This window comes from Streptomyces sp. CA-243310 (assembly GCF_050936775.1).
GTDB lineage: Bacteria > Actinomycetota > Actinomycetes > Streptomycetales > Streptomycetaceae > Streptomyces.
The window spans coordinates 869501-894566 of sequence record NZ_JBNJMF010000002.1; the positions used below are offsets into that span (position 1 = coordinate 869501).

Genomic DNA, 25066 nt, shown 5'->3' on the forward strand with positions numbered 1-25066 from the left:
TCACTCTACAGCTGTAGAGTGAGGCTGCGCCTCTACAGATGTAGAGGGCTCGATGGGCGGAAGAGGTGTGCCATGGCGGACAGCGGGCGTCACGCGGTCGTGGTGGGTGCCGGAATCGGCGGATTGACCGCGGCGGTGGCCCTGCACCGCAAGGGATGGCGGGTGACGGTCTGCGAGCGCGCCCCGGAACCGTCCGCCGTCGGCGCCGGGATCGTCCTGGCACCCAATGCCCTGCGCGCCCTCGACGCCATCGGATTCGACGCGGGTCGCGCCGCGGGCCGGACCGTCGCCGCGGCGATGGGCGTGCGCCGGCCCGACGGAAGTTGGCTGAGTCACGCCGACACCGCCGAGATGGCGGCCCGGTACGGGCGACCCCCTCTCGCCGTGCACCGCCGGTCCCTCACGGCGGCCCTGGCCGCGGCCCTCCCCGCCGGGACCATCCGGTACGGGACCGCCGTCACCTCCGTGGAGCAGCCCGACGGGAACGCGGCGCGGGGCGGGCGCCGCCTCCCGGTGGTCCGCACCGCCGGTGGGGCGGAGCCGCCCGCCGACCTCGTCGTCGCGGCCGACGGCATCCACAGCCCGCTGCGCCGCCGGTACTTCCCGCACCATCCCGGGCTGCGGTACAGCGGTGAGACCGCGTGGCGCACCGTGTTGCCTGCGGCGCCGGACGGCGGGCGACCCGGCGCGCAAGCCGTGGCGGCCGAGACCTGGGGGCGCGGCGAGCGCTTCGGCACGGTCCCGCTCGCCGACGGGCGGGTCTACGTCTACGCCACCGCCGTGGTCCCCGAGGGCCGGCGGCCGGCGGACGTACGCGCTGAACTCCAGCGCCGCTTCCGCACCTGGCACGACCCGATCCCGGCGCTGCTGGAGCGGATCGACCCGGCGGCCGTGCTCCGGCACGACCTGTACGACCTGGCCGTTCCGCTCCCCCGCCACCACCTGGGCCGCCTGGTCTTCATCGGCGACGCCGCGCACGCCATGACGCCCAACCTCGGCCAGGGCGGCTGCCAGGCGATCGAGGACGCGGTGGTGCTCGCCCACCTGCTGGACGGGCCCGACGTCGCGACCGCCCTGGCCGCCTACGACGCGGCCCGCGGTGCCCGTACCGACGCCCTTCGGGTCCGGGCCCGTCGCGCCGGACGGATCGCGGCGCTCACCCACCCGCTCGCGGTGGCGGTGCGCGACCTCGCCATGCGCGCCACTCCGGCCCTCGTGACCCGGCGGGCGCTGGACGACCTGTTCGACGGGTTCACCCTGCCGGAGCCGCCGGGCCCGACGCGTACCCCGTTTGCGGCATGAAAGCGTGCCCCGGGCCGTTGGCAGTCGTTGTCGAGGTTCGATCACCGTTCGACAGCGAGGGCAGGCAGCCACATGAGCGACATCGACTGGGACCACCCCAACGACCCCAAGCCCGGGTGGCAGCTGGACCACGTCAAGCAGTACGTCGCGTCCCGCGGCGCCGAGGGGCGGTACTGGAACGGCACCCAGACCCTCCTGCTCACCACCGTCGGCCGGGTCTCCGGCCATCCGGTGCGCACCCCGCTCATCTACGGCGAGGACGCGGGGCGTTACCTCATCGTCGCGTCCAACGGCGGTGACACCGCGCACCCGCTCTGGTACCGGAACCTGACCGCCCACCCCGAGGTGCGGATCCAGGTCGGCCCGAAGATCGTCCAGGGTCTCGCACGGACCGCGACGTCCGAGGAACGCGCCGGGTTCTGGCCGCTGATGGTCGGGCACTGGCCCGCGTACGACGAGTACCAGGCCAAGACGGACCGGGAGATCCCGATCGTGGTCATCGAGCCCGTCGCCCCGTAGCGGGGGGTCAGCGTCCCAGCACGGCCATCGCCGCGTTGTGGCCGGGGACCCCGCTGACCCCGCCGCCGCGCACGGCGCCCGCCCCGCACAGCAGCACGTTGGCGTACTCGGTCTCCACGCCCCACCGCCCCGCGTCACGGCCGTCCGCGTACGGCCAGGACAGGTCGCGGTGGAAGATGTGACCGCCGGGCAGGCGCAGTTCGCGTTCGAGGTCGAGCGGGGTCTTGGCCTCGATGCAGGGCCGGCCGTCCTCGTCGAGGGCCAGGCATTCGGTGAGGGGTTCGGCCAGGTGCGCGTCGAGTTGCGCGAGGGTGCCGGCCAGCAGCACCTCGCGCGTGCCCCGGTTGTCCTTCTCGAACAGCCGGGCCGGGGTGTGCAGGCCGAAGAGGGTGAGGGTCTGGTAGCCCTGTTCCACGAGGTCCCGCCCCAGGATCGTGGGATCGGTCAGCGAGTGGCAGTAGATCTCCGAGGGCGGCACGGAGGGCAGTTCGCCGGTGGCGGCCTCGGCGTGGGCCCGGCCGAGCTGCTCGTACCCCTCGGCGATGTGGAGGGTTCCCCCGAAGGCCTCGCGCGGGTCCACCGAGGCGTCGCGCAGCCGGGGCAGCCGGCGCAGCAGCATGTTGACCTTGAGCTGGGCGCCTTCCGCCGGCGGCTCCACCGGGGGCCGGCCCAGCAGTTCCGCCAGTGCCCGCGGCGAGGCGTTGACGAGGACGGTCGCCGCGGCGACGGCTCCCTCCGCCGTCGCGGTCCGGTACCTCACCTCGGCCGGCCCGGCGCCGTCGGTGTCGATCCGCAGGGCCTCGTGGCCGGTGGCGATCTCCGCGCCGGCCGCCAGCGCGGCCTCGGCGAGGGCGTCGGTGAGCGCGCCCATGCCACCGACGGGCACGTCCCAGTCGCCGGTACCCCCGCCGATGACGTGGTAGAGGAAGCAGCGGTTCTGCGCGAGCGAGGGGTCGTGGGCGTCCGCGAAGGTACCGATCAGTCCGTCGGTCAGGACCACGCCCCGTACGAGGTCGTCGGCGAAGTTCCGCTCGACCGCCACGCCCAACGGCTCCTCGAACAGCATCCGCCACGCGGCGTCGTCACCGACCCGGGCGCGCAGTTCCTCCCGGGTCGGGAGGGGCTCGGTCAGGGTCGGGAACACCGTGCGGGCGACCTCCGCCGTGGTGGCGTGGAAGGCGCGCCAGTTGTCGTACTCCCGGTCCGAGCCGGTCAACCGGGCGAAGGACTCCCGGGTACGGGCCTCGCCGCCGCCGACGAGCAGTCCGCCCGGCCGACCGGCGCGCTCGACCGGGGTGTACGAGGAGATCGTGCGGCGTCGGACCTCGAAGCGCAGCCCCAGTTCGCGCACGATCTTCGCCGGGAGCAGGGAGACGAGGTAGGAGTAGCGCGAGAGCCTGGCATCCACGCCCGCGAAGGGGCGCGTGGAGACGGCGGCACCGCCGATGTGTCCGAGGCGTTCCAGGACCAGTACGGACTTCCCCGCGCGGGCCAGGTAGGCGGCGGCCACCAGGCCGTTGTGCCCGCCGCCCACGATCACCGCGTCGTACACGGCCCGCCGTGGGCCCTGCCCGATGCGCTGTCCGTCGCCCTGTCCGTCGCCCTGTCGGAAGCCCGCGGAGGTGGTCATGGTTCTTGGTAGCACACCTGGCCGAGCCGCTCCAGACAGTGTGCCTCGTCGGCGTGGGCGAGCGCGGTGTCGGGGTGTTCGTCGCCGAGGGACCGTTCGCGGATGCCGGAGAGTTCCCGGTAGATGGGCAGCGCCTCGTCCCACCGACCCAGCCGGCCCAGCCCGACGGCGAGTTCGCGCCGGCTGACCAGGGTGTCCGGATGCTCGGCGCCGAGGGTCTCCGCGCGCGCCGCGCCCACCTCGCGGGCCTCCGCCACCGCCTCGTCCCACCGTTCCAGCCGGCCCAGGTTGACGCCGAGGACGTGCCGGGCGCGCAGGGTCTCGGGGTCGACCGCACCGTAGGCGCGGGTGCGGTCGCGGACCAGGGTCCGCAGCAGCTCGAGGGCGTCCGCGGGGCGTCCGGTGCGGCCCAGTGCGATGGCGACCTCGTAGCGGGCGGCGAGGGCGTCGGGGTGGTCGCGGCCGAGGACGCGTTCGCGTACCGCGGCGACCTGCCGGAACGCGGCCAGCGCGTCCTCCCAGCGGTCGAGGCGGCCCAGGGCGTAGGCGACCTCGTAGCGGGTGAGGAGCGTGTCGGCGTGCTCGGCGCCCAGGACCTCCGCCCGGTCGGCGGCGACCTCGGCGGCGATGCGGTGGGCGTCCGCGTACCGGCCGAGGGCGCCCATGGCGCAGGCCAGGTTGTGGCGGCAGCGCAGGGTGTCGGGGTGGCGCGGGCCCATGGTGCGGGCGCGGGCGGCGAGCACCGCGCCGTAGACCTCGTACGCCTCGCGGTGGCGTCCGAGCCGGCCCAGTTCGTACGCCTCCTCCTGGCGAACGGCGAGGGTGTCGGGGTGGTCGGGGCCGAGTGCCCGTGCCCGGCCGCGGGCGACGGCCGCGTACGCGGCCAACGCCTCCTCGGGCCGGCCGGCGCGGCTGAGGGTGAACGCGCGGGTGTGCCCGGCGGCCAGCGCGTCGGGGTGGTCGGGGTCGCCCGGCTCGGGTGACGGGGGGCGCGGGAGCCCGTAGGCGGCGGTGAGCCTCGGGTCCGCTGCGGCGTCGGGTCGCACGATCGGCCGGGCCCCGTCGGCGCGGGTCGCCGTCCAGGAGCCGGTGAGCACGGCCCACTCCCCGCTGGCGGGGCGGGCGTCGAGGCCGGCTTTGCGCCCGGCCGTCATGCCCGCCGCCCACGCGGGCAGCGGGGCGGGGGCGCCGACCGTCCCACGGGGGCCCGGTCGGGCCTCGACGAGCCGGCGGTGCAGGTGGCGGGCGTCGCCGGGCCGGTCCTCGGGACGCTTGGCGAGCAGGTCGAGGACCAGCCGCTCGAAGTGTTCGGGCAGCTCGGGGCGGTGCTCGCGCAGCGGGACGGGGACGGTGTCACGGTGTCCGACCAGCACGGACCAGGAGTCGCCGAGGTCGAAGGGCGGGGCGCCGGTGGCGATCTCGTACAGCACGCAGCCGAGGGAGTAGAGGTCGCTGCGGTGGTCGACCTCACCGCCCGCGATCTGCTCGGGTGACATGTAGTGGGGGGTTCCCATGGCCATGCCGCCGCCGGTGAGCTTGGCCGTGAAGCCGATGTCGTGGGCGAGACGGGCGATGCCGAAGTCGCAGATCTTCACCGTGCCGTCGGTGAGGCGCATGATGTTGGCGGGTTTCAGGTCGCGGTGCACCACGCCCTGGTCGTGGGTGTATCCGAGGGCCGCGGCCATCTGCTCCGCGACGTCGAGGACCACGTCGACGGGAAGCGGACGCGCCTCGTTGTCCTCCAGCAGTTGGCTGAGGTTGCGCCCCTCCAGGAGTTCCATGACGAGGTAGAGGGGCCCGCCGGCGGCGCTGTCGTCGCCGAAGTCGTGGACGACCGTCACGCCGCGGTGCTGGAGGGAGGCCGCCACCCGTGCCTCGCGGCGGAAGCGCTCGCGCAGCACCTGGGTGAAGTGGCCGTCCTGCTCGGGCCCCGGGGGCTTGAGGCACTTGACCGCGACCTGCCGCCCCAGCGACTCGTCCCGCGCCCGCCAGACCTCGCCCATGCCGCCGCGACCGATCAGGTCGAGCGACCGGTACCGGCCCTGGATCAGTCTGGACTCCGCCATGTCTTGAAGCCGCCCCCGTGTGTCGTGCTACGCCCTCCCCGGCCGGTCCAGTATGGCCGCTGATGTACGCAGTGTGTACGCCGAGGGGCGGCTATCGGGGCCCATGCGACGCATCGCTTTCAAGATGTGACCTGGTGGGAGTTGCCAACGCAGACCTGCGGGAATGCCGCGCAGGACGCGTCCGGTGAGACGCAGGTGACGGGTGACGACTCGTGGGGCCGGGGCGGGTCTGCCGTACAGCCGGTGCGCGTATCCGGGGAGCGATCCGTAGGCGAGCCCGGCCAGGGGGCGCCACAGCAGGTTTCGGCCAGGCACGAGGAGGGGAGGGACGGGCGGGCCCCGCAGGAAGTCGTCCACGGCGTGCGCGTCGGGACCGGCCGCCAGTTCCGGCCGGATGCGCTCGAAGTAGTGCGCGAGGGCGGTGGTGTCGGCGGGGGCCTCGGCGGGGTCCAGGCCGACGAGGCGGGCGTTGACCCGGTTCTCGTCGACGTACCGGTCGGCCTGGGCGGCCGTGAGGGGGAAGCCCGAGCGGCGCAGGACGTGCAGGAAGCTGTCGATCTGCGCGCAGTGCACCCAGAGCAGCAGGCCCGGGTCGTCGACGGGGACCCGCTCGCCGGTGGCGGGGTCCGTGGCGGACAGTTTCCGGTGGATCCCGCGCACCCGGGCGCCGGCCAGTTCCGCGGCCTCACTGGTGCCGTAGGTGAGGGTGCCGACGAAGTCCGCGGTGCGCAGCAGCCGGCCCCACGCGTCCCGCCGGAAGTCGCTGTTCTCCATGACCCCGCGGACCGCGAGCGGGTGCAGGGCCTGGAGGTACAGCGCGCGGACCCCGGCGATCCACATCATCGGGTCCCCGTGGCACTGCCAGGTGACGGACCCGGGGCCGTACAGCCCGGGGTCGGGTGCGCCGCTCGTCGCCATCTCGACACCTCCGCCGCTCATCGTGCGCGAGAGTCTCCTCGTGGAACGTCCGTCCGCATCATAGGACGCGCTCCCGGTCCCGGCACGGGTACCGGCGCAGGCACGGGCGGCACGGGCGCACGCACGGGCACGGGCTGCGGCGGGGGTCAGCCCGCGAGCGGGTACAGGACCCCCCGCCGCCCCTCGGGCGAGGTCAGCCAGTCCAGTTTCTCCGCCGTGGCCGCCTCCGGCAGCGGGGTGTGCAGGACGATCCCCAGGTCGGGGCGGGCCGGAACGCGCAGTTGGGTCGACTCGAAGAAGAGGGCACCCACGACGGGGTGCTCGATCTCCTTGCGGAGCAGTCCGCCGGGCCGGATGTCCCGCCGTTCCCACAGCTCGGTGAACTCCGGGCTGGCCTCCTTGGCCTCCTCGACGACCGAGCGGAACCCCTCGTCGTCGGGGCACTCCGAGCACGCCGCCCGGAACTGGGCGACGACGTGGCAGGCGACTTCCTCCCAGTGCTTGGAACGGGCCCGGTAGAGCGGGTCGGTGAAGAAGGCGATCAGGCAGTTCTGCACGATCTCCGGACGCATGCCGAGCACCAGGGCGGCCGCGTCGTTGTACATCACGGTGTTCCAGTAGACGTCCATGATGTGCGCGGGGAACGGCATCCACGCGTCGATCAACCGCTTCAACCCGTGACACATGTCCCGGTCCGCCGGGGCCACTTCGAGGACGGGCGGATTCAGCCCGGCCAGCACGTACAGGTGCCGGCGTTCGGCGCTGGTCAGCCTGAGGACCCGGGCCACCGCGTCGAGGACCTGGGGCGAGACCGTGATGTCACGGCCCTGCTCCAGCCACTGGTACCAGGAGACCCCGACCCCGGCGAGGACGGCGACCTCCTCCCGGCGCAGTCCGGGGGTGCGGCGGCGGGCCCCGCCGTCCGGCAGTCCGGCCACCGCCGGGGTGATCCGGGCCCGCCGGCTCATCAGGAACTCGCGCAGTTCGGAACGGCGGTGCTTGTCGAACGGTGTGGCCACGAACTCCCCCTGTCGGCACCCTGGTGGTGCCACCAACAGGATAAGTTCCCACTCTCCACGGGCATTCCCGGGCGGCGAGGGTGTGGTCATGGCAATCGACACACACACCACACTCACCGGGCCGCGGTCGGCGGCCGAGGAGGGTGACCGGCTCACCGGCCGGGCCAAACTCGTCCTCTTCGTCCTGTGCGCCGCCCAGTTCATGGTGGCGCTCGACTTCTCCGTGCTGAACGTCGCCCTGCCGGTGCTCGGCAAGGACCTGGGCCTGAGCCGGTCGGCCCTCCAGTGGGCGGTCACCGCGTTCGCGCTCCCCTCCGGCGGCTTCCTGCTGCTCTTCGGCCGGATCGCCGACCTCCACGGGCGCAAGAGGCTCTTCCTCACCGGGCTCGCGCTCTTCGGCGCCGCCTCGCTGCTCACCACCCTCGCCTGGGACCCGGCGTCCTTCCTGACCGGCCGCGTGCTCCAGGGCCTCGGCGCGGCGGTCATCGTGCCGACGGGCATGTCCCTGCTGACCACGACCTTCCCCGAGGGCCCGCTGCGCGACAAGGCGCTCGGCATCTCCGGCACCCTGCTGTCGCTCGGCTTCACCATCGGCATGGTTCTCGGCGGCGTCATGACCGACACCCTGGGCTGGCGGTCCACGATGGGGCTCCTCGCCGCCGCGTCCGTCGTCGTCCTCGTCGTCGCGCCGCGCCTGCTGCCCGAGTCCCGCACCCCTGAGCGGCCGCGCCTGGACGTGCCGGGTGCGGTCACGGTCACCGGCGGTCTGCTCGCGCTGATCTACTCCCTCTCCACGGCCGCCCAGCGCGGTTTCCACGGCGCCGACGTGTGGGTGACGCTGATCTCCGGTCCAGTCCTGCTCGTCGCCTTCGTCGTGGTGGAGTCCAGGTCCGCCGCCCCGCTCGTCTCCCTGCCGATGCTCAAGCGGCGCACAGTGGCCTGGGGCAACCTCGGTGGCCTGGTGACCTTCTCGATGATGTCCACGGTCGTCTTCGTACTGACCCTGTACCTCCAGGAGACCCTGCACCTGTCGGCGTTCCTGACGGGTCTGGTCTTCGGGGTCCAGGGCATCGCGTCGGTGGTCGCCGGCTCGTACGCGCCCCGGGTCATCGGCCGGTTCGGCGCCCGACGCACGCTGGTCGGTTCCCTCTTCGGTCAGGGCGTGTTCACCGCGGCACTGCTCGCCGTGGGCACGGGGTCGGGAGCGCTGTTGGCGACCGTCGCGGTTTCGCTGGCCAGCATGTGCCACCTCGGCGCGATCATCTCGTACGGGGTGACCGTGACGAGCGGTGTGCGCGACGCGGAACAGGGCCTGGCCACGGGCCTGGTCACCACCACTCAGCAGGTCGGCATCACCATCGGGATCCCGCTGCTCGGCGTCCTCGCCACGACGGGTTCCTCGCTCTTCGACGGGGTTCGTCTGGTGCTCGCGGTCGACACGGCAATCGTCCTCGCGGCGGCGGTCCTGGTGGCAATGGGCCTCGGCCTGGGCGCGAAGGCGACGACGGCCGCCCGCTCGGCCCTGTCGGACCCGACCGAACCCTCCGCGTGAACCTCGCGCGGAACCGGTGTTCCGGACCGACGACGATCGGCGCTCGATCCGGGACACGGAGGGGTCGATCGGACGCGGGAGTTCGCGCGCTCGTGGGTCGAGGGTCGGACCGTCTCGCGAGGGACACCGAGGCCGGCTTCGTCCACGAGCCAGTCTCCCCCCGAACCGCGAACCGCACCCCGGGCCGGGGCCCCGAAGCGGCGCCATGCGCCGCAGACGGGACTCGCGGCTCGCGGCTCGCGGCGCTCGACGGCGTCGGCCTTCACGTGCGGCACGTCGGCCCACGGGCGAGCGGGGCCCGGGGCGCAGGCGGTCAGCGGCGGACGCGGGGCATGCCGAGGCCGATCCACGAGATGATCTCGCGCTGGATCTCGTTGTTGCCGCCGCCGAAGGTGAAGATGACCGCGCTGCGGTAGCCGCGCTCCAGCTCTCCGTGCAGGACCGCCCCGGCGGAACCGTCCTTGAGGGAGCCGGCCGCGCCCACGACCTCCATGAGCCAGGCGTACGCGTCGCGGCGTGCCTCGGAGCCGTAGACCTTGACGGCGGAGGCGTCCTGCGGGGTGAGGGTGCCGGCCTGGACCGCGTTCACCATCTGCCAGTTGAGCAGTTTCATCGCGTCGAGCCGGGTGTGCGTGCGGGCGAGCCTGCCGCGGACCCAGGACAGGTCGATCACGCGACGGCCGTCGGCGAGCCTGGTCTCCGCGGCCCAGCGCTGGACGTCGTGCAGGGCGCGGATGGCCATGGTGCCGTGGGCGGCGAGGGTGACGCGCTCGTGGTTGAGCTGGTTGGTGATCAGCCGCCAGCCCTTGTTCTCCCGGCCGACGCGGCGGCTCGCGGGGACGCGGATGTTCTCGTAGTGGCTCGCCGTGGTGTCGTGCGAGGCGAGCGTGTTGATGAGGGTGCACGAGTACCCGGGGTCCGAGGTCGGCACGAGGAGCATGGTGATGCCCTTGTGCGCGGGGGCGTCGGGGTCGGTGCGGACGGCGAGCCAGACCCAGTCGGCGGTGTCGCCGTTGGTGGTCCAGATCTTCTGGCCGTTGACCACGTACGTGCCGGTGTCCTCGTCGCCCTCGCGGACGGCCTTGCACTTGAGCGCGGCGAGGTCGGTGCCGGCGTCGGGTTCGCTGTAGCCGATGGCGAAGTCGATCTCGCCGGCGAGGATCTTGGGGAGGAAGTACGCCTTCTGCTCGTCGGTGCCGAACTGCATGAGGGTCGGCCCGACGGTGTTCAGCGCCATGAGCGGCAGCGGCACGACGGCCTGCGCGGCCTCGTCGAAGAAGATGAACTGGTCCACGGGAGACATCCCGCGTCCGCCGTACTGCTCGGGCCAGCCGACCCCGAGCCATCCGTCGGCTCCGAGCCGGCGGATGGTCTCGCGGTAGAAGCGCTTCTGCGCGGCGGGGTCCTCGTAGCGGGCGTGGACGTCCCGGGGCACCAGCTCGGCGAAGTAGGCGCGCAGCTCGGTGCGCAACCGCTGCTGCTCAGGCGTGTATTCGAGGTGCACGGGCCCTCCGGAGGTCTCGCGGTCCGTCGTCACTGGCGGAGGGCACACTAGAACCTGTTCCAAGAATCCGGAAGGGCCCCCGGGAGGGGTTCGCGACGGCCGCAGCGAACGGCCGGCGGCGCACCCCGCCCGGCCGGTCGCTCCCGCACCGCCGCGCCAGCGGGGCGGGGCCCCCTCAGTTCAGGGCGGTGAGCATGGCGGCGGCGGTCGCCGCCATCGCCGTTCGGGCCGCCGTGAGGTAGGGGCGCGGGTCCGCCGGGGTGAGGTGGGTACGGATGGCCTCCGTCATGGCCACGTTGAGGGCGGTGCCGATGTTGACCTTGCGGATGCCGCCCGCGACGGCTGCCGCGAGTTCGGAGTCCGGGAGTCCGGAGGAACCGTGCAGCACCAGGGGGACGTCCACCGCCTTGGTCAGGCGGGCGAGCAGCGCGTGGTCCAGCGCGGCGGTCCGGCTGGTCATGGCATGGGTGCTGCCGACGGCGACGGCGAGCGCGTCCACCCCGGAGTCGGCGACGAACCGTCGCGCCTCGTCCGGGTCGGTACGGGCGCCCGGCGCGTGCGGGTCGAGCGGCGCGGCCCCGTTCTTGCCCCCGACCTCGCCCAGTTCGGCTTCGATCCAGAGCCCGTTGGCGTGGGCCCAGTCGGCGGCGGAGCGGGTGGCCTCCAGGTTCTCGGCGTACGGCAACTGCGCGGCGTCGTACATCACCGACCCGAAGCCGGCGTCCGCGGCCCGGCGCAGCAGTTCGGCGCTCTTGACGTGGTCGAGGTGCAGACCGACGGGGACGGCGGCCTCCTCCGCGCAGGCGACGGCGGCGCGGGCGATGGGGAGCAGTCGTCCGCCCCGGAACTTCACCGCGTTCTCGCTGAGTTGCAGGATCACCGGCAGGCCCAGCTGTTCGGCGCCCGCGATCACGGCTTCGGCGTGTTCCAGGGTGATGATGTTGAAGGCGGCGACGGCGCGGCCGGCCTTGGCCGCGTCCGACACCAGCCGGCCGGCGGGGACGAGGGTCATCGGACCGCCTCCTCGCCCGTGGTGAGGATGACGGAGCGGGTCAGGTTGCGGGGCGCGTCCGGGTCGAGCCGTCGGCGCGCGGCGACGGCGAGGGCCAGCCGGTGGACGCGGACCAGTTCGGCGAGGGGGTCGAGCCGACCCTCCACCCATCCGGCGCCGGCGGCGAGGACCTGTTCGGCGATGCCGTCGGGGGCCACGTCCAGGGACCAGGTGACGGTGCCGGGGCCGGTGACGCTGACGGGGCCGTGCCGGTACTCCATGGCCGGGTAGGACTCGGCCCAGGACAGGGAGGCCTCCCGCATCTTCAGGGCCGCCTCGTGGGCCAGTCCCACGCTCCAGCCGCGACCGAGGAAGGTGTACTGGTCGAGGGTCTCCACCGCGGCGGGCAGCGGTTCGGCGAGCGCGGTGCGCGCGTCGGTGACGACGGCCGGGGTGTGGGCGCCGACGTGGGCCCGCAGCAGGGTCAGTGCCGTCGTGGCGAAGCGGGTCTGTACGACGGATCGTTCGTCCGCGAAGTCCAGGACGACGAGGTCGTCCGCGAGGGTCGTCACGGGCGTGGCCGGGTCCCCGATGACGGCGGTGGTCGGCACTCCGGCGTCCCGGAGCCCGGCCAGCAGGTCCAGCACCTCGGTGGTGGTTCCGGAGCGGGTCAGCGCCACGACGCGGTCGTAGCGGCGGTGGCGCGGGAACTCGGAGGCGGGAAAGGCGTCCGTCTCGCCCTGGCCGGACTCCTCGCGCAGGACGGCAGCGGCCTGGGCCATGTGGAAGGAGGTCCCGCAGCCGACGATCGCGGTGCGCTCCCCGCGTCGCGGGAGCACGGTCCGGTGTGTCGTGGCCAGTTCGGCGGCCCGTTCCCAGCATTCGGGTTGTGTGGCCAACTCCTGCGCGACGTGACTCATACGGGCTCCCTGGTACGCGACGACGGCGAGTGTGAGTTTTCTCGCAAGGTAGCGGGGAGTTTCACGCAACTTCAAGCATCCACGGCGGCGATCTGCCGGGTCGCCCTCGACGCGGGGGTCGGGCCGGGGCCCCGCGGAGCACACGAGCAGAGGCAAGGGCGGGCGGGTCAGTGCGTCGGGACGCGTTCCGCCTCGCGCGACAGGGCCGCCAGCACGGGGGCGATCAGCGGGTGGGACTCGGCGCCCCGGCGGGTGGCGGCGAAGACCCGGCGGGTGGCGGCGGGGCCGGCGACCGGGCGGACCTGGACCTCCTTGAGGTCCATGCCGCGCAGGGCCGAACGCGGCACCAGGGCGACGCCGCCGCCCGCGCCGACGAGGGCGGTCACGGCACGGAAGTCGTCGGAGGAATGCGCGAACCTCGGCTGGAAGCCCGCCAGTTCACAGGCGAGCAGGGTCACGTCGTGGCACGGGTTGCCGGGGTACTGGCCCACCCATTCGGAGTCGGAGAGGTCGGCGAGCGACACGGTGGGCAGGTCCGCGAGGGGGTGGCCGGCCGGCAGGACCGCGTCGAAGGGTTCCGCGTAGAGGGGGACGATCGACAGTCGGCCGTCGTCCGCGCCGGGGGCGCCTCGGTACTCCACCGCGAGCGCCAGATCCGCCTCCCCGGCCAGCAGCAGCGGCAGGCTCTGGTCGCCCTCCGCATCGCGGACGCGGAGCCGGATGCCGGGATGGTCCACCGCGAGGCGGGCGAGCGCCGGAGCGAGCACCTCCGCGATGCCGGTGGCGAAGGCGGCGACCGTGACCTCGCCCGCCGAGCCGCCCGCGTACGCCGCGAGTTCGGCTTCGGCGCGCTCCAGTTGGGCCAGCACCTCGTGGGCGTGCCCGACGAGGATCTCCCCGGCCGCGGTGAGTCGTACGCCCCGGCCGCTGCGGGTGAGCAGGGCGTGTCCGGTCTCCTGCTCCAGCGCGGCGAGCTGCTGGGAGACGGCGGAGGGGGTGAGGTACAGGGCTGCGGCCGCGGCGGTCACCGTACGGTGGTCCGCCACGGCCCGCAGGATGCGCAGCCGGCGGGGGTCGATCACCCCGCCATTGTCTCAGGCCACAGCCGTCCCGAGCGCCGCACGGGCCTCGATGAACGCCGCCACCGCGCGCTCCACGTCGGCCGTGGAGTGGGCGGCCGACAACTGCACGCGGATCCGGGCCGCACCCATGGGCACCACGGGGTACGAGAAGCCGATCACGTACACGCCGCGCTCCAGCAGCAGCTCCGCCATCCGGGCCGCCTCGGCGGCGTCCCCGATCATGACGGGGGCGATGGCGTGGTCGCCGGGGAGGACCTCGAAGCCGGCGTCGGTCATCTTCGCGCGGAAGAGCGCGGTGTTGGCGGCGAGCTGCTCGCGCAGGTCGCCGGCGGACTCCAGCAGGTCGAGGACCTTGAGCGAGGCCGCCGCGATCACCGGGGCGAGGGAGTTGGAGAAGAGGTACGGGCGCGAGCGCTGGCGCAGCAGCTCCACGATCTCGGTGCGGGCCGCGACGTAGCCGCCGGAGGCGCCGCCGAGGGCCTTGCCCAGGGTGCCGGTGATGATGTCGACCCGGTCCATGACCCCGTGCAGTTCGGGGGTGCCGCGGCCGCCGGGGCCGACGAAGCCGACGGCGTGGGAGTCGTCGACCATGACCATGGCGTCGTAGCGCTCGGCGAGGTCACAGATCTCCGCGAGCGGGGCGACGTAGCCGTCCATGGAGAACACGCCGTCGGTGACGATCAGACGGCGGCGGGCGTCCTGCGCGTCCTTGAGCCGGGTCTCCAGTTCCGCGAGGTCGCGGTTCGCGTAGCGGTAGCGGCGGGCCTTGGAGAGGCGGATGCCGTCGATGATCGAGGCGTGGTTGAGGGCGTCGGAGATCACCGCGTCCTCGGCGCCGAGGAGGGTTTCGAAGACGCCGCCGTTGGCGTCGAAGCACGAGGAGTAGAGGATCGTGTCCTCCTGGCCCAGGAAGGAGGACAGGCGCGCTTCCAGCTCCTTGTGGACCTCCTGGGTGCCGCAGATGAAGCGGACGGAGGCCATGCCGTAGCCCCAGCGGTCCAGGGCGTCCTTGGCGGCGGCGACGACCTCGGGGTGGTCGGCGAGGCCGAGGTAGTTGTTGGCGCAGAAGTTCAGGACCTCGCCCGCGGAGCCGCCGGAGGTGACGCCGACGGACGCGTTCTGCGGGGTGCCGATGACGCGCTCGGGCTTGTGCAGGCCGGCGGAGCGGATCTCGTCGAGGGTGTTGCGCAGGTCCTGGCGGACGGTCTCGAACATGGCGGGCGTGCTCTCTTTCTCCTGGTGCGGCGGAGGGAGGGGGCCGGGCCCCGCGGAGGGGGGAGGGTGTGCGGGGCCCGGCCGGAGGGAGATGGTTCGGGGGGACGGCCGCGGGCCGTCCGGGGAGGCTACGCCGTCCAGTCGAGGATGATCTTGCCGCTGCGGGCGGTGGACGCCTCGTCGAAGGCGGCCTCGAAGTCGGTGTGCGCGTACCGGCCGGTGATGACGGGGCTGAGGTCGAGCCCGCCCTCCAGCAACACGGTCATCGCGTACCAGGTCTCGAACATCTCGCGGCCGTAGATGCCCTTGATGGTGATCATCGAGGTGACGACCTTCGCCCAGTCGACGGGGAAGTCCTGGGCGGGCAGGCCCAGCATCGCGATCCGCCCGCCGTGCGTCATGTTGGCGATCATGTCCTGCATGGCCTCGGCGCGCCCGGACATCTCCAGGCCGATGTCGAAGCCCTCGCGCAGTCCGAGCGTGGTCTGCGCGTCCGCGATCGTCGACTCGCGGACGTCCACCGCGAGCGTGGCGCCGGCCTTGCGGGCGATCTCCAGACGCTCGGGGCTGACGTCGGTGATGACGACGTTGCGGGCACCGGCGTGCCGGGCCACGGCCGCCGCCATGATGCCGATGGGGCCCGCGCCGGTGATGAGCACGTCCTCGCCGACGAGCGGGAAGGACAGCGCGGTGTGCACGGCGTTGCCGAAGGGGTCGAAGATGGCCGCCACGTCGAGGTCGACCTCGGTGCGGTGCACCCACACGTTCTGCGCGGGCAGGACGACGTACTCGGCGAACGCGCCGTCGCGTCCGACGCCGAGGCCGATCGTGCTGCGGCACAGGTGGCGGCGCCCGGCCAGACAGTTGCGGCACTTCCCGCACACCAGGTGGCCCTCGCCGCTGACCAGCGCGCCGATCTCGATGTCCTGCACGTCCGCGCCCAGCGCCGCGACCTCGCCCACGAACTCGTGGCCGAGCACGAGGGGGGTCTTGACCGCGCCCTGCGCCCAGCCGTCCCAGGCCCGGATGTGCAGGTCGGTGCCGCAGATGCCGGTGCGGAGCACCTTGATGAGCACGTCGCCGGGGCCGTACTCGGGCTCGGGGACGTCCATGAGCCACAGCCCGGGCTCGGCCTTGTGCTTGACGAGTGCCTTCATGAACGTGGCTCCAGGCATGCGGAGGGGAGCACCTCGGGGCGTGCGGGCCCGTGTGGTGTCTGACGTGCACCAATGTGCCGAGCGGGGTGGTGATCGGTCCATCGAGACTTTCTTAAGCGGGCCGACAGCGCAGCTTCACGCCTATGCTCCTCACCTGATGGGGCAGGGCCGGCGCGGGCAGCGCCGGGGGCGGGAAAAAGGGGAGGTGAGGGGCGTGCCGAGTCTGCGCAGCAAGGCGTTGTCGGTGGCGCTGATCGCGGTGGGGCGTCGAAGACGGTATGCCGGTGCCGAGGCCGTGCGGGCCCGGGTGGCGGAGTCCGTCAGGAGGCCCGCGTCGCATCTTCCGCCGCGTTCACTGGGTCGGGTCGCGGAGGTCTCGCGGGCCTTCGTCGGGGCCTGGCCGGTGTACGACGTGTCGCCGCGGGGCGTCGAGCCCGCGGTGCGGGTGTTGTACGTCCACGGGGGCGCCTACGTGGGCGAGTTGCTGCGGCCCCACTGGTCGTTGGTCCGCACCCTGGTGACGCGGGCGAGGGCCCGGGTGGTCGTGCCGGCGTACATCCTGGCCCCGCGCGGGACCGCCGACCGGACCGTTCCGGTGGCCGCCGACCTGCTCAGCGGGCTGATCGAGAGCGGCGACGAGGGCGGGACGGTGCTGATCGGGGACTGCGCGGGCGCCGGGATCGCCCTGGCCGCCGCGCAGCGCCTGCGGGAGCGCACGGGGGCTCAGCCGTCCCGGATCGTCCTGGTCTCGCCCTGGCTGGACCTGAGCGTGAGCCATCCCGGTCAGGCGGCCGTCGAGCCGGGCGATCCGCTGCTGAGGCGGGCGGGGCTGGTCGAGGCCGGGCGCCTGTACGCGGGTACGCTCCCCGCCGACGACCCGAGGGTCAGCCCGCTGCGCGGCGACCTCGCGGGGCTGGCACCGCTGACGGTGTTCACCGGGACCCGGGACCTGCTGGGCACCGACAGTCACGAGCTGCTCCGTCGGGCGCGGGACGCCGGCGTCGAGGTGGAGTTCCACGAGGCGGCGGGCCAGTCGCACGGCTACCCGTTCCAACCGGTGCCGGAGGGCAGGGCCGCCCGCGAGCGGATCGTGGCGCTGACCCGGGCGGTCGCCACGCGGTGATGTGCCGGGTGGTGGGGGCGTACGGGGCGCGGGAGACGCCCGGGGCAGGTCTCGCACCGCCGGACGCCCTCAGGCCACGCAGGTCATCAGCGAGCTGACCGGCCTGGCCCGGTACGACGCCCAGAAGGCCTCGTCGCGCTCGGCGCAGGGGGGCGGGGTCCGCGCAGGCTGCCATCCCGCGGTGGTGAACCCGGCCTCGACGGCCGCCTCCGCGAAGTCGGCGTGCGCCCATTCGCGGAACTCGACGTGCACCGGGGGCTCGGTGAGGAACTGGGCCCGCACCAGGGGTGCGTCCCCGTCGGGGTCGCGTGCCAGGACGCGGAGCCCGAACGGGGACCAGTCCACGCGCGGGAAGGCCCCGGCGTTCGGGACGATGGCCAGCAGCCGGCCACCGGGCCGCAGGTTGGCGCGGATGGACCGGAACATGGAGTGCAGGGCGTGCCGGTCGGGTGCGTGGTTGAACAGGTAGAGGGCCGTGGCCAGGTCGAAGGGGCCCAACTGCGGCATCGCGGCGGTTTCGGCGACGACGTACTCGATGGGACCGGCCGGGCCGTCGTGGTGGGTCTCGCGTGCCCGTCGAATGCGTTCCGGACAGTTGTCCACGCCCACGGTCCGCCGGGCCCCGCCGCTCGCGAGGAGTCGGGTGGTGCCGCCGTGTCCGCAGGCGAGGTCGAGGGTGTCGAGCCCGTGGACCCCGCCGAGGGCGTCCAGGGCGGTGCGCAGGGTGAAGGCGTCGGCCGCCGAGAAGGCGGTGGGGGGTGTCGGGCTGTCGTCCTGCTGTCGCATGTCCGCAAGACTTCCCGGAGCGGACCGGGGAAGGGTGCCGTACACGGGTGCGTCCCTCGGACGGGGTTTCGGGTCGGTCCGTACGGCGTACGGGGCTCGACGCCACGCCCCGTCAGGGGGCGGGACCGTCGAACTCCCGCTTCCGACGGGTACGTCAGACCGTCGGGCCCGGGTCGACGGCGGGCGTGCGGGTACCGGCCTCCCGCGAGGTGATCAGTTCGCGGGCACGGTCGCGCAACCAGGTGTGCGCCGGGTCCGCGTCGTGGCGGGGGTGCCAGGCCATCCCGAACGGCAGCGTCGGCAACTCCAGCGGCACGGGGAAGGTCTCCAGGCCCATCCCGTGGGCCAGCGGTGCGCCCTGGGTGGTGATCAGGCCGACCAGGTCGGTGTCGCGGAGCACGAACAGGGAGGCGGGGTAGGTGCCCATGCTGCCCCGTACCCGCCGGGTGAGGCCCTGTTCGGCGAGGGCGGCGTCCACGGGCCCCTGGAGCCGGCCCCGGCGCGAGACGATCAGGTGCTCGGCGGCGGCGAAGCGGCGTGCGGTCATCCGGCCGCGGAGCAGGGGGTGGCCCGCGCGGACGACCGCCACCATCCGCTCGTCGGCGAGGTGCTCGACGCGGACCTCGGGGGCGCGGCCGTCGATGACGGTGAGCTCCAGGTCCGCGACGCCTTCCCGCAGCGCCGGCACGTCGACGTGGCTCTCGGAGAGGAACCGCAGCCGCACACCCGGCGCCTCGCTCGTCACCCGGGAGAAGAGGGCCGCGCCCGACACGGCCGTGAAGGCGTCGTTCGCGAGGATGGTGAAGGTGCGGGTCAGGGTCGCCGGATCGACCTGACCGCCGGAGAGGAAGAGCGCGCGGGCCCGTTCCACGACGGCCCGCACCTCGCCGTGGACGGCGAGGGCGTGCGGGGTGGGCACCATGTTCCGTCCGGCGCGGACCAGGACCGGATCACCGAGGGCCTTGCGGATACGGCCGAGGGTGCGGCTCATGGCCGGCTCGGACAGGTGCAGGCGGGCCGCCGCGCGGGACACGCTCGACTCCTCCAGGAGGACGTCCAGGGCCACGAGCAGGTTCAGGTCCATCCCGGATTGCGTCACGCGCATCGATCCCTTGCACACATTGCACTGGAAAGCAGGTCAGGGCCAGCCTACGGTGAGCGGGGCGGCCGATCCGGCCCCCGTCAGGGCGGCCGTACCGCCCGAGCAGCACCCACCTCGCACCGACCGACTCCAGGAGGAGCCGTGCTCCGCCATGCCCAGAAACCGTCCCGGGCCGCAGCCGCCCCCGCCCTCACCCGCCCCGCCCTGCTCGCCCTGTGCGCCTGTGTGCTCGTCGCCCAGGGCATGGTCGCCGCCGTGAACCTGCTGATCCCACAGCTCGCCGCCTCCACCCTGCACCCCACCCCCGACCAGCTGCTGTGGGCCGTGGACGCGTACGTCATCGTGTTCGCGGCGCTGCTGATCCCGGCGGGAGCCCTCGGCGACCGCCACGGCCGCAAGGGGGCCCTGCTCGCCGGACTCGGCCTGTTCGCCGCGGGCGGGGCGCTGAGCGCGCTCGCGGGGGACCCGGCCGTCCTGATCGCCGGGCGCGGTCTGTGCGGGGCGGGCGCGGCGTTGATCATGCCGGCCACCATGTCCGTCCTGGTGCACCTGAGCCCGCCCGAGCAGCGCGGCCGGGCGCTGGCCACCTGGACGCTGTCCGCGGGCCTCGGGGGCCTGGCGGGCAACGTCGGCGGCGGTCTGGCCGGCGAGTTCCTGACCTGGCGGGCCCTCTTCTGGGCCGTGGTCCCGCTCGCCGCGCTGCTCGCGCTCGCGGTGGCCCGCACGGTCCCCCGCACGCCCTCCCGGCCGGACGCGTCCGTCGACCCCGTCGGGGCGCTGCTGTTGGCCGGAGCCCTGTTCGGGGTGGTCTACGGGATCATCGAAGGGCCCGGACACGGGTGGGCGTCGGCGCGGGTCCTGTCGGCGTTCGGCGCGGGGGCGGCGCTGTTGGCGGCCTTCACCTGGCACGCGTTGCGCGGCGCGCACCCGCTGCTGGACCCGCGGATCTTCGCCTCGCGCAAGCTGCGGGCGGGGACGCTGGGGATCGGGGCGGCGTTCTTCGGGCTGTTCGCACTGTTCTTCGTGAACGCCCAGTACCTCCAGTACGCGAAGGGCTTCTCCCCCGCGGTCACCGGCCTGGCCATCGTCCCGCTGACCGTGGGCATGGCGCTGGTCCCCCGGCTGGGTGCGCGACTCCAGGAGCGCACCGGGCCCCGGCTGCCGGTCGGCGTCGGGTTGGGCCTGATCGGGGCGGGGCTGCTGCTGGTGTCCACCGCCGACGCGGACACCCCGTACGCCGTGTACGCGTTCCACCTGCTGGTGCTGTCGGTCGGTACGGGGCTGTGCGCGCCCTCGCTGACCCTGACGGTGGTCGCGGAGCTGCCCGCGCACCAGGCCGGGCTGGGGTCCGGCCTGAACACGGCGGCCCGGGAGATCGGCGCGGCCCTGGGCGTGGCGGTGGTGGGCACGGTGTTGGCCTCCCGCTTCCACGGCGATCCGCGCGACCCCGCGCAGGTGGTCGCCTTCACCGAGGCCATGGGCGTCGCGCTGCGGACCGTGTCCGTGGTCCTGCTGGTCGCGGCGGTCGCGGTGGTGGCCGGGTACCGGGAGCGGACGCGCGGATGACCCCGCCGACGGGTGTGCGGGGGCGCGGGCGCGGGCGCATGCTGGCTGTGTGACGGCCAGACCGGACAGTGGCACCCCCGCCACCGACGCCACGGCCCGGGTGCTCGCGCGGGCGGCCGTAAAGGCCATGGAGGCCGTCGGTGGGTACGCGGGTGGGGTCTACCTGCGCTCCGGCACGGAGGGCAGGCTGCGCATGGCGGCGGTCAGCGGGATGCCCGCGCGGTTGTTCCGGCCGTGGTGGCGGATGCACGTGAACCGGCCGTACCCGGTCGCGGAGGCCTACCGGTCCGGGCAGGCCGTCCACCTGTACGACGCCGAGTCGGCCATGCGGCGCTTCCCCCAGCTGATGGCCGGGCTGCCGTACCCCTTCGCCTCGCTGTACGAGCCGGTGACCACCGGCGACGGCGAGCGGTTCGGGGTGTTGCTGGTGCTGCGCCCGGCGACCCCCGGCGTGCCGGTCGACGCCGCCGATCGAAGGCGACTGCGGCAGAGCGCGGACCGGCTCGCGACGGAACTGGCCGCGCTCGCGGCGACCGGGGCACGGGTGGTGTGGGACGACGATCCGCTGTCCGTGCCGGGGCCCTCGGCGACCGGCGGCGCCCGGGAGGCCCTGGACCGGCTCAGCCAGGCGGTGCTCTCGACGGATCGGGAGGGCCGGATCGTCGCCTTCAACCCGGCAGCGCGGACCCTGCTCGGCATCGACGACGCCTCGTACGGGAAGGTGCTGTGGGATGCCCTGCCCTGGCTCGGGCACCCGGCGTACGAGGACCACTTCCGGGCCGTGTTCCTGGCCTCGGACCCCGTGTACTTCCCGGCGCGGCGGGGCCCCCATCCGTCCGGGGAGTGGCTCGCGGTCGGACTCCATCCCGGGCCCGGCGGGGTGACCGTGACGATCGGTGCCGCGGAACCGCCCGCCTACGCGCCCGGATCCGTACAGCACCCCGGGGCCGGCCTGGCCGGCTCTCCCGCCGACCGGGCGTCCGCGCTGTACCGGCCGGTCGCCCTGGCCATCGCGCTGACCGAGGCGATGACGGCCCGACAGGTCTCTGCGGTGGTCACCGAGGAGTTGCTGCCGGCCTTCGGCGGGCGCCAGTTGGCGATCTACCTGCTCAACGAGCGGCATCTGCACCTGGCGTGGGAGACCGGCTTCCCCCAGGGATTCCTGGACCGGTTCGACGGCGTCGGGCTGGACGTGCGGCTGCCGGGCGTGGAGACGCTGACCACGGGTCGGCCGATGTTCTTCGAGTCCATGCAGCACCTGGCCGCCGCCTACCCGGGGATCCCGCTGGACGCCGACGTGGGGGCCCGCGCCTTCCTCCCCCTCATCGCCTCCGGTCGACCGGTGGGCTCCTGCATCCTCGGCTTCGACGTGCCGCGCGGTTTCAGCCCGGAGGAGCGCACGGTGCTCACGGCACTGGCCGGGTTGATCGCCCAGGCCCTGGAGCGGGCCCGGCGCTACGACAGCGAGACGACCCTGGCCCGCGGACTCCAGGCCGCCCTGCTGCCGCACCGGCTGCCGGTGCGCGACCACGTGGCGACGGTCGGCCGGTACCTGCCCGGCACCGCGGGGATGGACGTCGGCGGCGACTGGTACGACGTCGTCGAGACGGGCCCCGACATGCTGGCCCTGGTCATCGGCGACGTCCAGGGCCACGGGGTGGCCGCCGCCGCGACCATGGGCCAACTGCGGAGCGCCGTACGGGCCTTCGCCCTGAGCGGCAATGACCCCGAACAGGTGATGCGGGGCACCAACCGGCTGCTGATCGACCTCGACCCGGGCCAGTTCGCCAGTTGTTGCTACGTGCTGATGGACCTGACCTCGGGCCGGGCCCGCGCCGTCCGGGCGGGCCACCCGCAGCCGCTGCTGCGCGAACCCGACGGCCACACCTCGGTGTTGGACCTGCCGGGCGGGGTGGTGCTCGGCATCGACGCGGACGCCGGCTATCCGGTGACGGAACTGCGGCTCGCGGCGGGCTCGGTGCTGGCCCTGTACACCGACGGGCTGGTGGAGAGGCCCGGCATCGACATCGACGTGGGCGTGGAGCGACTGCGGCTCGCGCTGGCCGCCGGCCGGCCGTCCCCGCTGACGGACATGGCCGACCGGCTGGTCCACGAGGTCGGGAACACCGACGACCGGCCCGACGACATCGCCCTGCTGCTGGCGTCCCGCACGGAGCCGCCCCGCTAGGCCGTCAGGGGTCGGGGCTCAGGTGCGCAGAGGGCCGGTCGCCGCGAGGGTGAAGGAGTGCCCGGCCGGGTCGCTGAAGAGCCGGGCGTCGCGCGGACCGTCCTCCACGTCCACGTCCAGGGGCCGCGCTCCGAGCGACACCGCTTCCCGCTCGGCCTCGTCCAGGTCCTCGGCGGCGACCTGGATCCGCAGGTGTGCCTGTTGGGAGTCCTCGGGGCGCGGCCAACTCGGCGGCGCGTGACCGAGGTCCCTGCGGATGGCCAGGTGCACGCCGGGACCGCCGACGACCTCGACCATGTCCATGCCCGCCCCGGGCCGCACCTCGGCGCCGAGGAGATCGGCGTAGAAGTGCGCCAGGCCCTCCGGCTCGGCGCAGTCCAATACGAGAACGCTCGTCTTCTTGACCGTCATGGACCGCGCTTACCCGCAGTAGCCTCCCGTACGCGGGGCTCGGGGCCGATCTGGTCCCGGATCGGCAAAGCGGAGGAAAATTCGCGACGATCATCCTGCGGTTCCCGCACCACTCGTTCGTTCAACGTTTACGCGGCCTTAACACCGTGTCCGGGGCCCGGAGCGGGCCCGCGACGATGGAATCCGCAGGTGAACAGCTCTTGACCTGCGGATCTCGCAGGGATTGCATGACGGCCCGGGAGTCACCGAACCACCTTGCTCACCACCGCCTCGGAGGCGATACCGCTCCCGCGCTCACTCACCGCATCTGCCGATCGGAACACCGCACCGATGTCTGACACGATCAGCGCACCTCAGGCCCTCGCACCCGCCACCGGGCCCGTCCCCCAGAAGCTCAAGCGTTCCATCGGCGTCGTCGGCGGAACCCTGCTCACCCTCTCGTGCGTGACGCCCGCCTCGACGCTCTTCGTCGTCGTGCCCGACCTGTTCGCCGATCTCGGCACCTGGGCCGCCCTGACCATCGCCATCGGCTCGCTGCTCTGCGTCGGCGTGGCGTTCTGCTACTCGGAACTGGGCACCCTCATCCCCAGCGCCGGTGGCGAGTACGCGATGGTGTCCACCCTGGCGGGCCGGCTCGCCGGATGGCTCGTGTTCGTGTTGTCCCTGCTCGTGGTGATGATCGTGCCGCCCGTGATCGCGATGGGCACGGCCGACTACCTCGCACCGGTGATCGACGTGCCGGCTCCGCTCGCGGGCGCCGGCGTGATGCTGCTCGCCACCCTCGCCGGCCTGCTCGACCTCCGGGCCAACGCCTGGATCACCGGCATCTTCCTGGTCCTCGAAGTGATCGCCGCCGCGCTGGTGGCCGTACTCGGCTTCGCCCACAGCGAGCGCGGCGCCGACGTGCTGGTGCACGGCGCCGTCGCCACCGACAACGGGGGAACCTCCCCGGTCACCGCGATGATGGTGGTCTCGGGGCTGGCCATCGCCCTCTTCATCACCCAGGGCTTCTCCACGGCCGTCTACCTGTCGGAGGAGTTGGAGAACCCCCGCCGCAACGTCCCGCGGACCGTGCTCGCCACCCTCGCCATCTCCACCGCCGTCATCCTGGTCCCGGTCGTCGCCATCACCATGGGCGCCCCCGACCTGGCCGTACTGTCCTCCGGGGACATCGGCTCGATGGTCACGGCCTGGTCCAACTCGGCCGTCGGCACCTTCGTGAGCCTGTGCGTCGCCCTCGCGATCGTCAACGCGGGCATCGTGATGGTCATCCAGAACTCCCGGGTGCTCTTCGCCTCCGCCCGCGACAAGGCCTGGCCCGAGCCGGTCAACAACGCCCTGTCGCGGCTCGGCCGCTTCGGCTCCCCGTGGGTGGCCACGCTGCTGGTCGGCGTTCCGGGAGCGGCCATGTGCTTCGTCAACCTCGACACCCTCTACGGGGTCACCGGCGTCTCGGTCACCGGCATGTACCTGCTGGTCGCGGTCGCCGCGCTGTACAGCCGCCGCGGCACGCACGGGGCGTCGGCGGCCTGGCGGATGCCGCTGTGGCCGGCCGTGCCGGTGGTGCTGATCGCCGTGTTCGCGTACATCCTGACGCAGCAGGAGACGCAGTACCTGCTGTGGACGGGCGGGATCACCGCCGTCGCCACCCTGTACTGGGCGCTGTACCTGCGCCCGCGCCAGGACAGCCGTTGGCTGGTCAGCATCCCGGATGACGGCGAGGAGGCCGCCGCCTGAGGGCGACGCCCCCGCTGTCCCCGCACCTCACGACGAAGCCGACCCGGAGCACGCCGGGTCGGCTTCGTCGTACCCACGTCGCGGTCGTGTTGCGAGCGTCGCCGAGCGCCGGCGCGAACGCCTCCGGGGCGCCTGTGATCCGCGGCACGGCCGTCACACCGCGCGTTCTGCCGCGCCCCTGTCGTCGTCGCGCCTGCCCGCACGGCCGCCCCGCCGCGCCCTCGCGCGCCCAGGGGCACCCGGCGCTCCTTCCGGTTCCTCCGTGCCGTTCCCTGCTG

General features: G+C 73.6%; 20 protein-coding genes. 7 read left to right on the plus strand and 13 right to left on the minus strand.

What is annotated here, in order from left to right:
• Positions 1-72: 72 nt before the first annotated feature.
• A complete protein-coding gene (locus ACQEVM_RS21435) occupies positions 73-1302 on the plus strand; it encodes an FAD-dependent monooxygenase (protein WP_433081431.1) in 1230 nt (409 codons plus the stop codon).
• A gap of 72 nt (positions 1303-1374) precedes the next feature.
• Entirely contained in the window at positions 1375-1821 is a 447-nt protein-coding gene (locus tag ACQEVM_RS21440; RefSeq protein ID WP_433081433.1) for a nitroreductase family deazaflavin-dependent oxidoreductase, read from the plus strand.
• Positions 1822-1828: 7 nt separating this feature from the next.
• On the opposite strand, the gene ACQEVM_RS21445 is transcribed toward ACQEVM_RS21440, so the two are convergent.
• From ACQEVM_RS21445 to ACQEVM_RS21460, 4 genes are all read right to left on the minus strand, one after another.
• Positions 1829-3451 (minus strand): phytoene desaturase family protein, encoded by a 1623-nt coding sequence (locus ACQEVM_RS21445; RefSeq protein WP_433081435.1) that lies wholly within the window; start codon positions 3449-3451, stop codon positions 1829-1831.
• On the minus strand, positions 3448-5517 hold the full coding sequence (locus ACQEVM_RS21450; RefSeq protein ID WP_433081437.1) for a protein kinase domain-containing protein: 2070 nt from the start codon (positions 5515-5517) through the stop codon (positions 3448-3450). Before ACQEVM_RS21450 ends, ACQEVM_RS21445 begins: the two co-directional genes overlap by 4 nt.
• 27 nt (positions 5518-5544) lie before the next feature.
• Positions 5545-6456, minus strand: coding sequence for an oxygenase MpaB family protein (locus ACQEVM_RS21455; RefSeq protein WP_433081439.1), 912 nt, complete (start codon positions 6454-6456; stop codon positions 5545-5547).
• 125 nt (positions 6457-6581) lie between these two features.
• Positions 6582-7403 carry a helix-turn-helix transcriptional regulator gene (locus tag ACQEVM_RS21460; protein ID WP_433085290.1) on the minus strand — a complete coding sequence of 274 codons (822 nt, stop codon included), beginning with the start codon at positions 7401-7403 and terminating at the stop codon, positions 6582-6584.
• A 139-nt stretch (positions 7404-7542) separates the two neighbouring features.
• Here ACQEVM_RS21460 and ACQEVM_RS21465 point away from each other — a divergent pair, with 139 nt between their 5' ends.
• Complete coding sequence (locus ACQEVM_RS21465; protein WP_433081441.1) at positions 7543-9006, plus strand: MFS transporter; 1464 nt, start codon at positions 7543-7545, stop codon at positions 9004-9006.
• Between the two features lie 313 nt (positions 9007-9319).
• Here ACQEVM_RS21465 and ACQEVM_RS21470 read toward each other — a convergent pair whose 3' ends face one another.
• The 6 genes from ACQEVM_RS21470 to tdh all read right to left on the minus strand — a co-directional run bounded on the left by ACQEVM_RS21470 (position 9320) and on the right by tdh (position 15875).
• On the minus strand, positions 9320-10510 hold the full coding sequence (locus ACQEVM_RS21470) for an acyl-CoA dehydrogenase family protein (protein WP_433085292.1): 1191 nt from the start codon (positions 10508-10510) through the stop codon (positions 9320-9322).
• A gap of 175 nt (positions 10511-10685) precedes the next feature.
• Positions 10686-11522 carry a class II fructose-bisphosphate aldolase gene (locus ACQEVM_RS21475; RefSeq protein ID WP_433081443.1) on the minus strand — a complete coding sequence of 279 codons (837 nt, stop codon included), beginning with the start codon at positions 11520-11522 and terminating at the stop codon, positions 10686-10688.
• Positions 11519-12421, minus strand: coding sequence for an SIS domain-containing protein (locus ACQEVM_RS21480; RefSeq protein WP_433081445.1), 903 nt, complete (start codon positions 12419-12421; stop codon positions 11519-11521). Before ACQEVM_RS21480 ends, ACQEVM_RS21475 begins: the two co-directional genes overlap by 4 nt.
• Positions 12422-12588: 167 nt before the next feature.
• The gene (locus ACQEVM_RS21485) at positions 12589-13503 is read right to left on the minus strand and encodes a LysR substrate-binding domain-containing protein (protein WP_433081447.1); all 915 of its coding nucleotides are present in this window, start codon (positions 13501-13503) and stop codon (positions 12589-12591) included.
• Positions 13504-13515: 12 nt separating this feature from the next.
• Positions 13516-14718, minus strand: coding sequence for a glycine C-acetyltransferase (locus tag ACQEVM_RS21490; RefSeq protein WP_433081449.1), 1203 nt, complete (start codon positions 14716-14718; stop codon positions 13516-13518).
• Positions 14719-14846: 128 nt separating this feature from the next.
• Complete coding sequence (tdh, locus tag ACQEVM_RS21495; protein WP_433085294.1) at positions 14847-15875, minus strand: L-threonine 3-dehydrogenase; 1029 nt, start codon at positions 15873-15875, stop codon at positions 14847-14849.
• A gap of 214 nt (positions 15876-16089) precedes the next feature.
• Here tdh and ACQEVM_RS21500 point away from each other — a divergent pair, with 214 nt between their 5' ends.
• On the plus strand, positions 16090-16998 hold the full coding sequence (locus ACQEVM_RS21500; RefSeq protein WP_433081451.1) for an alpha/beta hydrolase fold domain-containing protein: 909 nt from the start codon (positions 16090-16092) through the stop codon (positions 16996-16998).
• A 69-nt stretch (positions 16999-17067) separates the two neighbouring features.
• On the opposite strand, the gene ACQEVM_RS21505 is transcribed toward ACQEVM_RS21500, so the two are convergent.
• Positions 17068-17784 (minus strand): class I SAM-dependent methyltransferase, encoded by a 717-nt coding sequence (locus ACQEVM_RS21505; RefSeq protein WP_433081453.1) that lies wholly within the window; start codon positions 17782-17784, stop codon positions 17068-17070.
• 154 nt (positions 17785-17938) lie between these two features.
• Positions 17939-18889 (minus strand): LysR family transcriptional regulator, encoded by a 951-nt coding sequence (locus ACQEVM_RS21510; protein WP_433081455.1) that lies wholly within the window; start codon positions 18887-18889, stop codon positions 17939-17941.
• A 138-nt stretch (positions 18890-19027) separates the two neighbouring features.
• On the opposite strand from ACQEVM_RS21510, the gene ACQEVM_RS21515 reads away from it, so the two are divergent.
• On the plus strand, positions 19028-20452 hold the full coding sequence (locus ACQEVM_RS21515) for an MFS transporter (protein ID WP_433081457.1): 1425 nt from the start codon (positions 19028-19030) through the stop codon (positions 20450-20452).
• Positions 20453-20501: 49 nt separating this feature from the next.
• Entirely contained in the window at positions 20502-22640 is a 2139-nt protein-coding gene (locus tag ACQEVM_RS21520) for a SpoIIE family protein phosphatase (protein WP_433081459.1), read from the plus strand.
• A gap of 18 nt (positions 22641-22658) precedes the next feature.
• Here ACQEVM_RS21520 and ACQEVM_RS21525 read toward each other — a convergent pair whose 3' ends face one another.
• On the minus strand, positions 22659-23051 hold the full coding sequence (locus ACQEVM_RS21525) for a VOC family protein (RefSeq protein ID WP_433081461.1): 393 nt from the start codon (positions 23049-23051) through the stop codon (positions 22659-22661).
• 330 nt (positions 23052-23381) lie between these two features.
• On the opposite strand from ACQEVM_RS21525, the gene ACQEVM_RS21530 reads away from it, so the two are divergent.
• The gene (locus ACQEVM_RS21530) at positions 23382-24788 is read left to right on the plus strand and encodes an APC family permease (protein WP_433081463.1); all 1407 of its coding nucleotides are present in this window, start codon (positions 23382-23384) and stop codon (positions 24786-24788) included.
• Positions 24789-25066: the final 278 nt, after the last annotated feature.

Bases quoted from the DNA above. Each gene is read 5' to 3' on its own strand.
- ACQEVM_RS21525 (WP_433081461.1), bottom strand. From the start codon at position 23,051: ATGACGGTCAAGAAGACGAGCGTTCTCGTATTGGACTGCGCCGAGCCG.
- ACQEVM_RS21440 (WP_433081433.1), top strand. From the start codon at position 1,375: ATGAGCGACATCGACTGGGACCACCCCAACGACCCCAAGCCCGGGTGG.
- ACQEVM_RS21530 (WP_433081463.1), top strand. From the start codon at position 23,382: ATGTCTGACACGATCAGCGCACCTCAGGCCCTCGCACCCGCCACCGGG.
- ACQEVM_RS21505 (WP_433081453.1), bottom strand. From the start codon at position 17,784: ATGCGACAGCAGGACGACAGCCCGACACCCCCCACCGCCTTCTCGGCG.
- ACQEVM_RS21460 (WP_433085290.1), bottom strand. From the start codon at position 7,403: ATGAGCCGGCGGGCCCGGATCACCCCGGCGGTGGCCGGACTGCCGGAC.
- ACQEVM_RS21475 (WP_433081443.1), bottom strand. From the start codon at position 11,522: ATGACCCTCGTCCCCGCCGGCCGGCTGGTGTCGGACGCGGCCAAGGCC.
- ACQEVM_RS21510 (WP_433081455.1), bottom strand. From the start codon at position 18,889: ATGCGCGTGACGCAATCCGGGATGGACCTGAACCTGCTCGTGGCCCTG.
- ACQEVM_RS21465 (WP_433081441.1), top strand. From the start codon at position 7,543: ATGGCAATCGACACACACACCACACTCACCGGGCCGCGGTCGGCGGCC.
- ACQEVM_RS21450 (WP_433081437.1), bottom strand. From the start codon at position 5,517: ATGGCGGAGTCCAGACTGATCCAGGGCCGGTACCGGTCGCTCGACCTG.
- ACQEVM_RS21480 (WP_433081445.1), bottom strand. From the start codon at position 12,421: ATGAGTCACGTCGCGCAGGAGTTGGCCACACAACCCGAATGCTGGGAA.
- tdh (WP_433085294.1), bottom strand. From the start codon at position 15,875: ATGAAGGCACTCGTCAAGCACAAGGCCGAGCCCGGGCTGTGGCTCATG.
- ACQEVM_RS21445 (WP_433081435.1), bottom strand. From the start codon at position 3,451: ATGACCACCTCCGCGGGCTTCCGACAGGGCGACGGACAGGGCGACGGA.
- ACQEVM_RS21455 (WP_433081439.1), bottom strand. From the start codon at position 6,456: ATGAGCGGCGGAGGTGTCGAGATGGCGACGAGCGGCGCACCCGACCCC.
- ACQEVM_RS21490 (WP_433081449.1), bottom strand. From the start codon at position 14,718: ATGTTCGAGACCGTCCGCCAGGACCTGCGCAACACCCTCGACGAGATC.
- ACQEVM_RS21435 (WP_433081431.1), top strand. From the start codon at position 73: ATGGCGGACAGCGGGCGTCACGCGGTCGTGGTGGGTGCCGGAATCGGC.